The sequence below is a fragment of the Streptomyces altiplanensis genome (genome assembly GCF_053591575.1).
On record NZ_JBSFUB010000075.1, the window covers coordinates 22,888 to 36,188 of the forward strand.

At 72.7% G+C, this 13,301-nt stretch carries 10 protein-coding genes and 1 pseudogene; 10 read left to right on the forward strand and 1 reads right to left on the reverse strand.

Annotated features, from left to right (window positions below; translation table 11 throughout):
* The first annotated feature begins 105 nt into the window (after positions 1–105).
* From ACWD0Y_RS26880 to ACWD0Y_RS26890, 3 genes are all read left to right on the forward strand, one after another.
* Complete coding sequence (locus tag ACWD0Y_RS26880; RefSeq protein ID WP_450262908.1) at positions 106–1,173, forward strand: S1C family serine protease; 1,068 nt, start codon at positions 106–108, stop codon at positions 1,171–1,173.
* A 91-nt stretch (positions 1,174–1,264) separates the two neighbouring features.
* Entirely contained in the window at positions 1,265–1,984 is a 720-nt protein-coding gene (locus ACWD0Y_RS26885; RefSeq protein ID WP_450262909.1) for a response regulator transcription factor, read from the forward strand.
* Positions 1,981–3,438, forward strand: a complete 1,458-nt coding sequence (locus ACWD0Y_RS26890; RefSeq protein WP_450262910.1) for a sensor histidine kinase — start codon at positions 1,981–1,983, stop codon at positions 3,436–3,438. The genes ACWD0Y_RS26885 and ACWD0Y_RS26890 overlap by 4 nt, the downstream gene beginning before the upstream one ends.
* A 114-nt stretch (positions 3,439–3,552) precedes the next feature.
* Here ACWD0Y_RS26890 and ACWD0Y_RS26895 read toward each other — a convergent pair whose 3' ends face one another.
* Positions 3,553–5,397 carry a bifunctional metallophosphatase/5'-nucleotidase gene (locus ACWD0Y_RS26895; RefSeq protein ID WP_450262911.1) on the reverse strand — a complete coding sequence of 615 codons (1,845 nt, stop codon included), beginning with the start codon at positions 5,395–5,397 and terminating at the stop codon, positions 3,553–3,555.
* 346 nt (positions 5,398–5,743) lie between these two features.
* On the opposite strand from ACWD0Y_RS26895, the gene mshD reads away from it, so the two are divergent.
* From mshD to pstS, 7 genes and pseudogenes are all read left to right on the forward strand, one after another.
* Positions 5,744–6,670, forward strand: coding sequence for a mycothiol synthase (mshD, locus tag ACWD0Y_RS26900; protein WP_450262912.1), 927 nt, complete (start codon positions 5,744–5,746; stop codon positions 6,668–6,670).
* Between the two features lie 52 nt (positions 6,671–6,722).
* Positions 6,723–7,180, forward strand: a pseudogene (locus ACWD0Y_RS26905) (ABC transporter ATP-binding protein); the annotation flags it as partial.
* A 151-nt stretch (positions 7,181–7,331) separates the two neighbouring features.
* On the forward strand, positions 7,332–7,589 hold the full coding sequence (locus ACWD0Y_RS26910) for a hypothetical protein (RefSeq protein WP_450262917.1): 258 nt from the start codon (positions 7,332–7,334) through the stop codon (positions 7,587–7,589).
* A 226-nt stretch (positions 7,590–7,815) separates the two neighbouring features.
* Positions 7,816–10,056: an RNA degradosome polyphosphate kinase gene (locus ACWD0Y_RS26915; protein ID WP_450262913.1), complete on the forward strand. Its 2,241-nt coding sequence runs from the start codon at positions 7,816–7,818 to the stop codon at positions 10,054–10,056.
* A gap of 100 nt (positions 10,057–10,156) precedes the next feature.
* The gene (locus ACWD0Y_RS26920) at positions 10,157–11,191 is read left to right on the forward strand and encodes a CHAD domain-containing protein (RefSeq protein ID WP_450262916.1); all 1,035 of its coding nucleotides are present in this window, start codon (positions 10,157–10,159) and stop codon (positions 11,189–11,191) included.
* Positions 11,161–11,685: an NUDIX hydrolase gene (locus ACWD0Y_RS26925; RefSeq protein WP_450262914.1), complete on the forward strand. Its 525-nt coding sequence runs from the start codon at positions 11,161–11,163 to the stop codon at positions 11,683–11,685. The genes ACWD0Y_RS26920 and ACWD0Y_RS26925 overlap by 31 nt, the downstream gene beginning before the upstream one ends.
* A gap of 391 nt (positions 11,686–12,076) precedes the next feature.
* Positions 12,077–13,210 (forward strand): phosphate ABC transporter substrate-binding protein PstS, encoded by a 1,134-nt coding sequence (pstS, locus tag ACWD0Y_RS26930; protein WP_450262915.1) that lies wholly within the window; start codon positions 12,077–12,079, stop codon positions 13,208–13,210.
* The last annotated feature ends 91 nt before the right edge of the window (positions 13,211–13,301 follow it).

Consider the following 13,301-nt stretch of genomic DNA (forward strand, 5'->3'; position numbering starts at 1 on the left):
CTCTCCTCATGCCGTAGCTCTCTTTATAAGGGGCATACGCGGTTCTGTCGGGCTTCTCAGCGGCTCCTCAGACGGTTCTCATGAGCGCCGACCAAGCTCTGGGACATGACCGAGAGCCCCCGCCGCAGCGGCGAGTACCCCGAGCCCGAGCAGCAGCCCTCCTTCGTCCCCCGGCAGCGCGCCGGGGACGGCGCCGGGTCCGAGGCACCGGCGTACGGCGCCGCGTATCCGCCGCCGCCCGCGTACGCGCCTCCTGTCGCCGCGCCCCCGGCCGCGCCCCGGCGGGCCCGGCGGCCCGTGGCGCTGCTGGCGGCGGTCGCCATCGTCGCCGCCGCGATCGGCGGCGGCACGGCGGCCTTCGCGGAGCGCCTGGCCGGCCCGGACCCCGTCACCGGCGGCAACGGCGTCAGCGGTACGACCGTCTCGCAGAGCAGCAAGGGCACCGTCGCCGGGGTCGCGCAGGCCGTGAGCCCGAGCATCGTGGAGATCAGCGCGACGTCGGCCTCCGGCGCCTCCACCGGCTCCGGGGTGATCATCACCGCCGACGGCGAGATCATCACGAACAACCACGTCGTCTCGGGCGCCTCCTCCGTCAAGGTCGAGCTGAGCAGCGGCAGAACGTACACCGCCGATGTCGTCGGCACCGACCCCGACAAGGACCTCGCCCTCATCGAGCTCCGGGGCGCGAGCGGTCTGAAGGCGGCGACGCTCGGGGACTCCGACGACGTCGAGGTCGGCGACGAGGTGGTGGCGATCGGCTCGCCCGAGGGCCTGACCGGGACGGTGACCAGCGGAATCGTCTCGGCACTGGACCGGGACGTGACCGTGTCGAAGGACGGGAGCCCGGGCCAGGAACAGCAGGAACAGCAGGAACAGCAGGGGCAGAGCGGCGGCCAGTGGCCGTTCGAGTTCGGCGGGCGGCAGTTCAACGGCGACACCGGCTCGTCGAAGACGACGTACAAGGCGATCCAGACCGACGCCTCCCTCAACCCCGGCAACTCCGGCGGCGCCCTCATCAACATGGACGGCGAGATCATCGGCATCAACTCCGCGATGTACGCCCCGAGCGGTGCCAGCGGTTCCGCTTCCGGCAGCGTCGGCCTCGGCTTCGCCATCCCCGTCGGCACGGTCAAGGCCGACCTGGACGGGCTCCGCGCCGGGGGCGACAGCTGACGTCCGTACCGTGCGAGGCTGAAGGCGATCCACGGGCCACGGGCCCGCGCCAGCCATCGCGCAGCGACCACAGACAGGCCGAGGAAGACCGATGAACAGCCCCGCCGAGCGCATCCTGATCGTCGACGACGAGCCCGCCGTGCGCGAGGCACTCCAGCGCAGTCTCGCCTTCGAGGGGTACGGGACGGAGGTCGCCGTCGACGGCGTCGACGCGCTCGCCAAGGCGGCGTCGTACGCACCGGACCTGATCGTCCTCGACATCCAGATGCCCCGCATGGACGGCCTGACCGCGGCCCGCCGCATCCGCTCGTCCGGCGACACCCTCCCCATCCTGATGCTCACCGCCCGCGACACGGTCGGCGACCGCGTGACCGGGCTCGACGCGGGCGCCGACGACTACCTGGTGAAGCCGTTCGAACTGGACGAGCTGTTCGCCCGCATCAGGGCGCTGCTGAGGCGCAGCGGGTACGCCGCCGGGGCGGCGGCCGGCGAGGAGGCGCCGGGGCACGTCCTGTCCTTCGCCGACCTGCGGATGGACCTCGCGACGCGCGAGGTGACGCGGGGCGGCCGGCCGGTGGAGCTGACCCGTACCGAGTTCACGCTGCTGGAGATGTTCCTCGCGCACCCGCGCCAGGTGCTGACGCGCGAGCAGATCCTCAAGGCGGTGTGGGGCTTCGACTTCGAGCCCACCTCGAACTCCCTGGACGTGTACGTGATGTACCTGCGCCGCAAGACCGAGGCGGGCGGCGAGCCGCGCCTGGTGCACACGGTGCGGGGGGTCGGGTACGCGCTGCGGGGCGGTGAGGCGTGAGCGGTGCGCCGGCGCCGGCGCCGGCGTCACTGCGCAGGTTCCGCGCACTGCCGCTGCGGTCCCGGCTGGCGCTGCTGACGGCCACGGCGGTGGCGGTCGCGGTGGCGGCGGTCGCGGCGGCGTGCTGGTTCGTGACGAAGGCTCAGCTCCAGGAGCAACTGGACGACTCGCTGCGGGGCGCGAAGTTCGACGAGAAGGCGACCGGAGACCTGCTGGCGTCCTGCCTGAGCGGCGGAGCCCTGCCGGCCCCGGTGTTCCCCAGCGAGTACTCCGTGCAGATCGTGGCGGCGTCGGGCCGGACCTGTACCGCCCCGAGGTCCTCACCGATCCCCGCGCAGCGCGACGACATCGCCGTGGCGAGCGGGTTGCGGGACGACGCGCTGCACACGACGGCCGACAAGGCCGGCACGCGGATGCGTGTCCACACCCGGCCGCTGGGCCGGATCGCCGGCACCGGCCCCGCCGCCGACCGGTTCGCGCTCTCCGTGGCCCGCCCGGAGAGCGAGATCGACGAGCCGCTCGGCTCCCTCGCCTGGGTGCTGCTCACCGTGTCCGGGATCGGTGTCGTCGGCGCCGGCGCCGCCGGCCTCTGGGTCGCCCGCGCGGGCCTGCGCCCCGTCGACAAGCTCACCGGCGCCGTCGAGCACGTGGCGCGCACGGAGGACCTGACCGTACGCATCCCGGTGGAGGGCGAGGACGAGATCGCCCGCCTCTCGCGCTCCTTCAACGCCATGACCACCGCCCTCGCGTCCTCCCGCGACCGCCAGGCGCAGCTGATCGCCGACGCGGGCCACGAGCTGCGGACCCCGCTCACGTCCCTGCGTACGAACGTGGAGCTGCTGGCCCGCAGCGACGAGACGGGGCGGGCCATCCCGCCCGCCGACCGGGCCGCGCTCATGGCGTCCGTCAAGGCGCAGATGACCGAACTGGCGTCGCTGATCGGCGACCTCCAGGAGCTCGCGCGGCCCGACACGGCCGACCAGGGCAGCCCGCCGAGGATCGTCGCGCTGCACGAGATCGCGGCCGCCGCGCTGGAGCGCGCCCGGCTGCGCGGCCACGGGCTGACGATCGAAGCGGACCTCTCCCCCTGGTACGTACGGGCCGAACCGGCGGCGCTGGAGCGGGCGCTGGTCAACGTCCTGGACAACGCGGTGAAGTTCAGCCCGCCGGGCGCCGCGGTGGACGTGACCCTGGACCGGCACGGCGAACTGACGGTGCGCGACCACGGCCCCGGCATCCCGGACTCCGAACTCCCGCACGTCTTCGAACGCTTCTGGCGCTCGCCGTCCGCCCGGTCCCTGCCGGGTTCGGGGCTCGGCCTGTCCATCGTGGCCCGTACGGTCCAGCAGGCGGGCGGCACGGTCGCGCTGCGGCGCCCGGCGGACGGGGGCGGCGGCACGGAGGCCGTGATCAGGCTGCCGGGCGCACCGGTACCACCGCCCGGCACCGGCTAGACCTCCGCGGGAAGCGTCCTCGCGGCGCCGTCCGGCCCCGGCGGCAGCGGTGCGGGGCGGCACCCGGACCGGGTGCCGCCCCGCTGGGCCGTGCCGTGCTGTGCTGTGCCGTGCCTACTTCACGATCGTGATCCGGTCGGCGGCCGGGGGCGTGATCGGTGCGGAGGCGCTGGAGTTCTTCGCCAGGTAGGCGTTGAAGACGTCCAGGTCGGAGGCGCCCACCAGCTTGTTCTTGTGCTCCTTGAAGACCGGGAAGCCGTCGCCGCCGCCCGCGAGGAACTCGTTCATCGCGACGCGGTACGTCTTCGCCGGGTCGAGCGGGGTGCCGTTCAGCTTCACCGAGGCGACGTCGACGCGGGCGGCGCCCGTCTTCGTCATGTCGAGGGTGTACGTGAAGCCCTTCGACACCTGGAGGATCTTCGGCGAGGCCTCGTTGCCGCCGCTGACCTGCTGCTGGAGCGCGGTGACGAGCTGGGCGCCGGTCAGGTCGACGACGTTCATCATGTTGGTGAACGGCTGGACGGTGAACGCCTCGCCGTACGTCACGACTCCGTCGCCCTCACCGCCGCTCGCCTTGAAGACGAGGTCGGAGCGGATCCCGCCCGGGTTCATGAAGGCGATCTGCGCGCCGCCCTTGTCGGCCGGGGCCAGGCCCTCCAGCTGCGCGTCCGCGATCAGGTCGCCGAGCGGCTTCTCGGGGGCCGTGGAGCCGCGTCCGTTGATGTCGGCGGCGATGAAGCCCTGCGGCTTGCTCGCGATCGGGGCGGCCAGCGCGTTCCAGCGGCCGATCAGCGAGGTCATGTCCGGGGCCCAGATCCTGGCCTGCTCCTGGTCGCGGACGACGATGTGGTTCGCGCTCTCGACACCCGTACGCACGATGTCCTTGGTGCGGCGGTCGTAGGTGAGCGTGGTGTCCGTGTAGAGCTTGCCGTACGAGGACGCCGAGGTGACCATGCGCGGCTTGCCGGCCGGGTCGGGGACGGTGCAGACGTACGCCTGGTGGGTGTGGCCCGTCACCAGCGCGTCGACCTTCGGCGTGATGCCCTTGGCGATGTCGACGATCGGACCGGAGATGCCGTCGCCGGCGCCCGGTGAGTCGCAGTCGTAGTCGTACGACGAGGAGGCCGGCGAGCCGCCCTCGTGGATGAGCGCGACGATCGACTTGACGCCCCGGCGGTCGAGCTCCTTGGCGTACTTGTTGACCGTCTCGATCTCGTCGTGGAACTTCAGGCCCTTGATGCCGTTCTCGGTGACGATCCCCGGAGTGCCCTCCAGGGTCACGCCGATGAAGCCGATCCTGACGCCCTTCCTCTCCCACACCGTGTACGGCTTGAGGATCGGCTTGCCGGTCTTCTCGTTCGTCACGTTCGCGGCGAGGTAGGGGAAGTCCGCGCCCTCGAACTCCTTGCCCTTCTCGAAGCAGCCCTCGACCGGGTGGCAGCCGCCGTTCTGCATGCGGGCCAGCTCGGTGGCGCCCTCGTCGAACTCGTGGTTGCCGACGGCCGACACGTCGAGGTCGAGCTTGTTCAGCGCCTCGATCGTGGGCTCGTCGTGGAAGAGCCCGGACATCAGCGGGCTGGCGCCGATCATGTCGCCGCCGGCCGCGGTGACGGAGTACCGCTCGCCCTGGCGCGCCTTGCGCAGCGCGGTCGCCAGGTGCTCGACGCCGCCGGCCGGGACCGCCTTCACCGTCCCGTCGGGCTGCGTCTCGTTGACCGTGCCGGCCGAGCCCGCCGGGGGCTCCAGGTTCCCGTGCAGGTCGTTGAAGGAGAGCAGCTGTACGTCCACGGTCCGCGAGGGCTTCGGCTTGTGGTGCCCGCCGCCGGCTGCCCGGTCGCCTTCCTGCGCGCCGGCCGGCATCGCCGCGACGAGGGCGCCGAGGGTGGCGAGACCGGCGGCCGAGGCGAGCACGCGCCGGGTCGCGCGGTGGGTGCGGGTGGTGCGAGGGTTCGCTGACATCTGTCCCCTTGTGAGTTCAGCGTGACGGACGAACCGCAGCCTAAAGTCAACGCGCGTAGCGCAACAGGGGGTGACGGGTTACAAGGTGGTTGCCTTCGGCCGTACATCGGCTTCCGCCCGGCCGTCGCCCGTACGGCGGAACTCTTCCGTCACGGAACGCGATGGGACGGGCGGACGGGCGGGCCGGGTGGACGGGCGGGGCGGACGGGCCGGCCGGGCAACTCCGCGCGCGGGGACGGCGGGAGCGCGGCCGGGTACGCCCGGCACGGGGAGCAGTTCGGCCGATCGACGGGGACCGGATCCGTCCGGCGCCCTCTCGCACCACCGTCGCCGTACGCTCGTACCCATGACGACTGACCCCGCCACCCCCGCCTTCCTCAGGAAGATCCAGACCCTCGACGCGCTCACCGAGGAGCAGGCCCAGGAGGTCCTGGCGCTCCTCGACGAGGCCGCCCGCGCGGACGGCGTGCAGGCCGTCTCCGAGCAGGGCCGGCTTCAGCTGCGCGGCGGACACCGGGAAGGCGTCCGGCACTTCCTGCTGTACGTCGGCGAAGGGCCCCTCCTCGGATACGCGCAGCTGGAGGACACCGACCCCGTCGAGGCGCCGGCCGCCGAGCTCGTCGTGCACCCCGCGCACCGCGGCGCCGGGCACGGCCGCACGCTCGGAACGACCGTGCTGGACGCGTCGGGGAAGCGGCTGCGGGTCTGGGCGCACGGCGGGAAGGCGTCGGCGCGCCACCTCGCCCAGGTCCTCGGGCTCACCCTCTTCCGCGAACTGCGCCAGATGCGGCGGCCCTTGAGCCCGCTGGACATCCCCGAGCCGGTGTATCCGGCGGGGGTCGGGGTCCGCACCTTCGTGCCGGGACAGGACGACGCCGCCTGGCTCGCCGTGAACGCGGCGGCGTTCGCCCACCACCCCGAGCAGGGCGGGATGACGCAGCGCGACCTGGACGACCGCAAGGCCGAGCCGTGGTTCGACCCGAAGGGCTTCTTCCTGGCCGAGCGGGGCGGCGAACTCGTCGGCTTCCACTGGACGAAGGTGCACGCCGAGGAGCAGCTCGGCGAGGTGTACGTCGTCGGCATCCGCCCCGACGCGCAGGGCGGCGGCCTCGGCAAGGCCCTGACCGCGACCGGCCTGCGGCACCTGGCGGCGCAGGGACTGCCGACCGCGATGCTGTACGTCGACGCGGACAACACGGCGGCGGTGACGGTGTACGAGCGGATCGGCTTCACCACGCACGAGACGGACCTGATGTACCGCACGGAGTCGTGACGCAGCCGTAGCCCGCGACGCGGCAACGGGCAAGGGGGCGGCGTCCGTCGAGGGCTCGCTCACCGTGCTCGGCACCGGCCCGGCGACGGCCCGCGACCGCATCGCGTACGTCGCGCGGGAGAAGCCGCTCCACCCGCGGCCCACCGTCGCCGGCACCCCGCGCCCGGGCGAGCCGACGGCCGGCCTGCCCCCCATAGCCCCAAGGGCAGGGGAGGCGCCCCCTTGCCCGGCACCAGTTGACGGCCACGCTGCTGGCCGAGGCCGTCGGACACGGCACGACCGTCGTGATGTCGTCGCACATCATCGGTGAACTCGCGGACGCCTGCGACCGTCTCCTGCTCGTCTCCGGCGGCCGCACCCGGCTCGGCGGCGGGACCGGCGACCTGGTCGGCGCGCACGCCCCGGTGACCGGCCCGGCCCCGGCGGAGGGCCTGGCCCCGCACACCGTCGTCCGAGGCCCGCGCCACCGGGCGCGGGAACACCGCCCCGATCCGCCCCGACGGCCCGGTCGTCGCCCGCGAGCTGGAGTCGGGGCTGCACCGCCCGGCCTGGACCCGGTCCGTCTCCCCCGCGCGCCGGCTCACGTCCGAGCTCGCGACCGCCGCGACGCTCGCCCTCAGGCGTCTTCCGGCTCGTCGCGTACTGCCTGCCCGGTGTCGCCGTGGGCGCGCCCGCCGGCCTGCTCGTACGCCGCACCCTGCTCGCCGTGTCGGTCACCGGCGAGGTCACCGGCGCCGTGCTGATGGTCATGGGCAGCCTGCGGTGGAGCCTGATTCCGGTGCGTACGGTCACCGGACCCGGTGAACAGTCCAGGGGCCAGGACATGCCCCTGGACGCCTTCATGACGGACATGGGGACGCGCCACGCCGCCGTGGCCGCCTGCGCCGCCTTCCGGGTACTGCGCCGCCGCGCGGCCTGACGGGACGGGCGGGTCGCACAGGTCGCACGGGGCCCGGGGAAACGCATCCCGGGCCCCGGTGGTCGCATCCTGCATGTCATGTCTCCGTTACCGCGCATTCAGACACGCTTGCGACCCTCTCGGAATGCAGCCCGCTGTGCCACCCTCCTCCCCGAACGGGAGAGCCTCCCGCACATCACCCTTCTTCGGCGCGCCCGGGGACCCTCACGCGCGGAACAATGGGTTCATGAGCCAGCAGCCGAGCGCCGATGTCCCTGTCCAGCATGCTCAGCCGTCCGTCGGTGCCATCGCCGCGCACCGCCCGCACACCCTGGCCGGATCGCCGGTGACCAACCTGGACCCCGACATCGACGCGGATCCGGATGCGTACGTGGAGTACGCGGAAGGCTCCGAGGCGGACGTCGAGCTGCCGCAGGGCCGCTTCCTCGACCGGGAGCGCAGCTGGCTGGCGTTCAACGAACGGGTGCTCGAACTCGCCGAGGACCCGGCCACCCCGCTCCTCGAACGAGCGAACTTCCTCGCCATCTTCGCCTCGAACCTGGACGAGTTCTTCATGGTCCGCGTCGCCGGCCTGAAGCGCCGCATCGCGACCGGCGTCGCCACCCGGTCCGCGTCCGGCCTCCAGCCCCGCGAGGTCCTGGAGCTGATCTGGACCCGCTCGCGCGAGCTCATGGCCCGGCACGCCGCCTGCTTCCAGCAGGACATCTGCCCCGCCCTCGCCGACGAGGGCGTGCACCTCATCCGCTGGCCCGACCTGACCGAGAAGGAGCAGGCGCGCCTGTTCACGCTCTTCCGGCAGCAGATCTTCCCGGTCCTGACCCCGCTCGCGGTGGACCCCGCGCACCCCTTCCCGTACATCTCGGGGCTCTCCCTCAACCTCGCGGTCGTCGTGCGCAACCCGGTCAGCGGCCACCGCCACTTCGCGCGCGTCAAGGTCCCGCCGCTGCTGTCCCGCTTCCTGGAGGCGTCGCCGCAGCGGTACGTACCTCTCGAGGACGTCATCGCCGCGCACCTCGAAGAGCTCTTCCCGGGGATGGAGGTGCTCGCGCACCACATGTTCCGGGTGACCAGGAACGAGGACCTCGAAGTCGAGGAGGACGACACCGAGAACCTCCTCCAGGCCCTGGAGAAGGAGCTCATGCGGCGCCGCTTCGGCCCGCCGGTGCGGCTCGAGGTCGAGGAGTCCATCGACCCGTACGTCCTCGACCTGCTCGTGCGCGAGCTGAAGATGTCGGACGCCGAGGTGTACCCGCTGCCCGGGCCGCTGGACCTGACCGGCCTGTTCGGGATCGCGGCGCTGGACCGGCCGGAGCTGAAGTTCCCGAAGTACATCGCGGGCACGCACCGCGACCTCGCCGAGGTCGAGTCGGCGTCCGCGCCGGACGTGTTCGCCGCGCTGCGCGAGCGCGACGTCCTCCTGCACCACCCGTACGACTCCTTCTCCACCTCCGTGCAGGCCTTCCTGGAGCAGGCGGCGGCCGACCCGGACGTGCTGGCGATCAAGCAGACGCTGTACCGGACCTCGGGCGATTCGCCGATAGTGGACGCCCTGATCGACGCCGCCGAGTCCGGCAAGCAGGTCCTGGTCCTCGTCGAGATCAAGGCCCGCTTCGACGAGCAGGCCAACATCAAGTGGGCGCGCAAGCTGGAGGAGTCCGGCTGCCACGTCGTGTACGGGCTCGTCGGCCTCAAGACCCACTGCAAGCTCTCCCTGGTGGTCCGGCAGGAGGGCGAGACCCTGCGCCGCTACTCGCACGTCGGCACGGGCAACTACCACCCCAAGACGGCCCGCCTCTACGAGGACCTGGGCCTGCTCACCGCCGACCCGCAGGTCGGCGCGGACCTCTCCGACCTCTTCAACAGGCTCTCCGGCTACTCGCGCCGCGAGACGTACCGCCGGCTGCTCGTCGCGCCCAAGTCGCTGCGGGACGGCCTGGTCGCCCGTATCAACAAAGAGGTCGCGCACCACCAGGCGGGCCGTCCCGCGTACGTGCGGTTCAAGGTCAACTCGATGGTGGACGAGGCGATCATCGACGCCTGCTACCGGGCGGCGAAGGCGGGCGTTCCGGTCGACATCTGGGTACGCGGGATCTGCGCGATACGCCCCGGGGTCGCCGGCCTCTCGGAGAACATCCGGGTCCGGTCCATACTCGGCCGCTTCCTCGAACACTCACGGATCTTCGCCTTCGGCAACGGCGGCGAGCCCGAAGTCTGGTTCGGCAGCGCCGACATGATGCACCGCAACCTCGACCGCCGCATCGAGGCACTGGTCCGGGTCACCGACCCGGTCCACCGCGCGACCCTGAGCCGGCTGCTGGAGACCGGCATGTCCGACGCCACGTCCTCCTGGCACCTCGGCCCCGACGGCAACTGGACGCGGCACGCGACGGACGCCGAGGGACAGCCACTGCGGCACGTACAGGAAATGCTCATAGAGGCCCGGAGGCGCCGGCGTGCAACACCGTGACACCGCATCCCGACCCCGAACCCGTCCCCGGCCGGACACCGGCCCCGTCCTCCCGGCGGCGGGGAGCGAGGCGCTGCCCCCCGAGGACCTGTCCAGCCGGCTGCGCGCACAGGAACTCCAGGCCGGCGACCTCCTGGCCCGTGATCTCCTGGCCCCGTACCTCCACTCCCGGGCCTCGGACTTCCTGCGCTCCCTGCGCCTGCACCGCGAGAGCGGCCAGGATCCGCAGGGGGCGGCGGACGCGGCCGAGGCGACCCGCGCGCTGCGCGGCGCGGCGCGCCGGATCAGCGGGACGCTGCACACGTTCCGGCCCCTGACCGACACGGGATGGGCGGACACCCTGCGCGGCGAGCTGGCCTGGCTGTCGGGCACCCTGGCCCGCGAGCACGCCTACGCGGGGCGCCTGAACCGGCTGCTGGAGGCGCTGAACCGGCTCTCGGGCGCGGGCGGCGGGACCTCCGCGGCGCCGGGGGCCCACGAGAGCACGGCGTCGCGGGCGCAGCCGGCCGGGACGCTGACCGTGGGCGCCGCGCGGGCCGGCGCGCTGCTGGAGCGGCAGCTGACCCTGGCCAGGACGCGGGCGCACTCGGCCGCGCTGCAGGCGCTGGGCTCCTCGCGGTTCCACGCGGTCGCCGACGCCGTGGCCTTACTGGCCTCGGACGTTCCGCTCGGCCCCGCCGCCGCCGCGCCCGCCGCCGAGGTGCTCGCACCGCTCGCGGTGGGCGCCGAGCAGCGGCTCAAGGAGGCGGTGGCCGCGCTTCCGCTGGGGCGCGCGGCGCATCCGTACAACGCGGAGGCGCTCGTCCACGGCCTGGCCGCCACGCCCACGAGCGAGGCGCAGGACGCCCCCTGGCACCAGGTACGGCTCCTCCTGCGCCTGCACCACTACGCGCAGGAGACCTTCGCGGTCCCCACCGCCCCCACCGGCACGTGCCTCGCCGCGCAGGCGCTCGACCGCCACCGGGACGCGGCGGAGGCGGCCGGCGCGGCGGCGTCGGCGGCCCGCACCCCGCGCATCGCCCCGGCGACGGCGTACGCCCTGGGTGTCCTCCACGCCGACCAGCGCCACGAGGTCGAGGCGGCCCGCTTCGCCTTCCAGCAGGTGTGGCAGCGGACGACGGCGACAGCGCCGTGACCGGCACGGCCGGCGCCCCGGACCCGGACCCCGTGCTCGCCGCGGGCTGCGTGCTGTGGCGCCGGTCGCCGCCCGACGGCGCTCCCCGGGCTCCCGGCTCCGTTCGCGCGGAGGAGGCGCCGTGGGAGATCTGCCTCGTGCACCGGCCCAAGTACGACGACTGGTCGCACCCCAAGGGCAAGCTCAGGGCCCGGGAGGACGCCAGGGACGCGGCGGTCCGCGAAGTGCGGGAGGAGACCGGCATGACCTGCGCCACGGGGCCGGAACTGCCCACGGTCCGCTATACGGTCGACGGCCGCCCCAAGGTGGTCCGTTACTGGGCGGCGGAGGCCACCGGCGGTTCGTTCGAGCCGAGCGACGAGGTGGACCGCGTGCTGTGGCTGCGTCCCGGTGCGGCGCGAAGGCAACTGACGCGGGACAGGGACAGGGATCTGGTCGCCGCCCTTCTCCGTGTCCTGCGCGCGGGCCGGGAAGAGCGGGCACCCGTCGACTGACCCACTGATCCGCCCGGTGTCCGGCGGGCAGTGGCCGGAACGGCGAGAGCGAACGAGCCGAAGGACCGGCAGTAAACACCGCGTAGCGGAGCATAACCCCGCGTTCCGGGCATCACTCGCAGAGGGAAGCCCCCTGGCCGCCGATCCGCACCCCACTCCGCCCCTCTCCCGCCGCGAGGCGCCCCCGCACACCACACCGTTCGGCACGGTTCACCTCCCGTTCACTCTCCCCCGTCGGCGGCTTCACCTGTTCTGCCTAATTTCGGACGTACGCGGTGCGAGGCACGTCGCAGGACGCCGCCCCACTGGGTAGCTGGGACCCGAGAACACCTACCTCTTCGCACGCCGCCACCACACAGGACCGGCGGCTCCTGGAAGGAACACCCGAACAGTGAAGCTTCAGCGCAAGAACCGGCTTCGCGCCACCGCGCTCGGCGCCCTCGCCGTCTCCGGCGCCCTGGTCCTCACGGCGTGCGGCTCGGACGACAACAGCGGGTCCACCGGCGGTGCCGGCGAGACCAAGGCCGCCAGCAACATCACGTGCGACGACGCCAAGGGCCAGCTCCTCGCGGCCGGTTCGACCGCCCAGAAGAACGCCATGGACCTCTGGGTCAAGAACTTCCAGGCCGCCTGCGAAGGCGTGGAGATCAACTACCAGGCCATCGGCTCCGGTGGCGGCATCACCAAGTTCAACCAGGGCCAGGTCGCCTTCGCCGGTTCCGACTCGGCGCTCAAGCCCGAGGAGGTCGCCGAGTCGAAGAAGATCTGCAAGGGCGGCCAGGGCATCAACCTGCCGATGGTCGGCGGCCCGGTCGCCATCGGCTACAACCTGGAGGGCGTCGACGACCTCGTCCTCGACGCCAAGACGCTCGCGAAGATCTTCGACAACAAGATCACCAAGTGGAACGACCCGGCGATCGCCAAGCTCAACCCGGACGCCAAGCTCCCGTCCAGCACGATCCAGGCCTTCCACCGCTCGGACGAGTCCGGTACGACCCAGAACCTGGGCAAGTACCTGAGCACGGCCGCCGAGAAGGACTGGACGTACGACCCGAAGTCGAAGTCGTGGCCCGCCAAGGGCGGCCAGGCCGCCAACGGCTCCTCCGGCGTCGTCTCCAACGTCAAGGACACCAACGGCGCGATCGGCTACTTCGAGCTGTCCTACGCGACCGCCAACAAGCTGAACACCGTCAAGATCGACACCGGCGCCTCCGCCCCGGTCGAGGCCACCACGGACAACGCCTCCAAGGCCATCGCCGCCGCGAAGGTCGAGGGACAGGGCAAGGACCTCGCCCTGTCGCTGGACTACGCCACCAAGGCCGAGGGTGCCTACCCGATCGTCCTGGTGACGTACGAGATCGCCTGTGACAAGGGCAACAAGGCCGAGACCCTGTCCACCCTGAAGGCGTTCCTGAACTACGCCGCCAGCGAGGACGGCCAGAAGGTCCTGGCCGACGCCGGCTACGCGCCGATCCCGGCCGAGATCGCGGCCAAGGTCCGCGAGACCATCCCCACCCTCTCCTGACCCCGGGCGTGGCCGGCCCCGCCGCCCGGCCCGCGAAGAGTTCGGGCACCGGGATCTGTGCCAGGCCGGTGTAGACGTTGAGCCCTTCGAT

What these genes read in the sequence shown, in the direction of transcription:
- ACWD0Y_RS26880 (WP_450262908.1), top strand. Translation starts at nt 106, where the DNA reads ATGACCGAGAGCCCCCGCCGCAGCGGCGAGTACCCCGAGCCCGAGCAG.
- ACWD0Y_RS26885 (WP_450262909.1), top strand. Translation starts at nt 1,265, where the DNA reads ATGAACAGCCCCGCCGAGCGCATCCTGATCGTCGACGACGAGCCCGCC.
- ACWD0Y_RS26895 (WP_450262911.1), bottom strand. Translation starts at nt 5,397, where the DNA reads ATGTCAGCGAACCCTCGCACCACCCGCACCCACCGCGCGACCCGGCGC.
- mshD (WP_450262912.1), top strand. Translation starts at nt 5,744, where the DNA reads ATGACGACTGACCCCGCCACCCCCGCCTTCCTCAGGAAGATCCAGACC.
- ACWD0Y_RS26915 (WP_450262913.1), top strand. Translation starts at nt 7,816, where the DNA reads ATGAGCCAGCAGCCGAGCGCCGATGTCCCTGTCCAGCATGCTCAGCCG.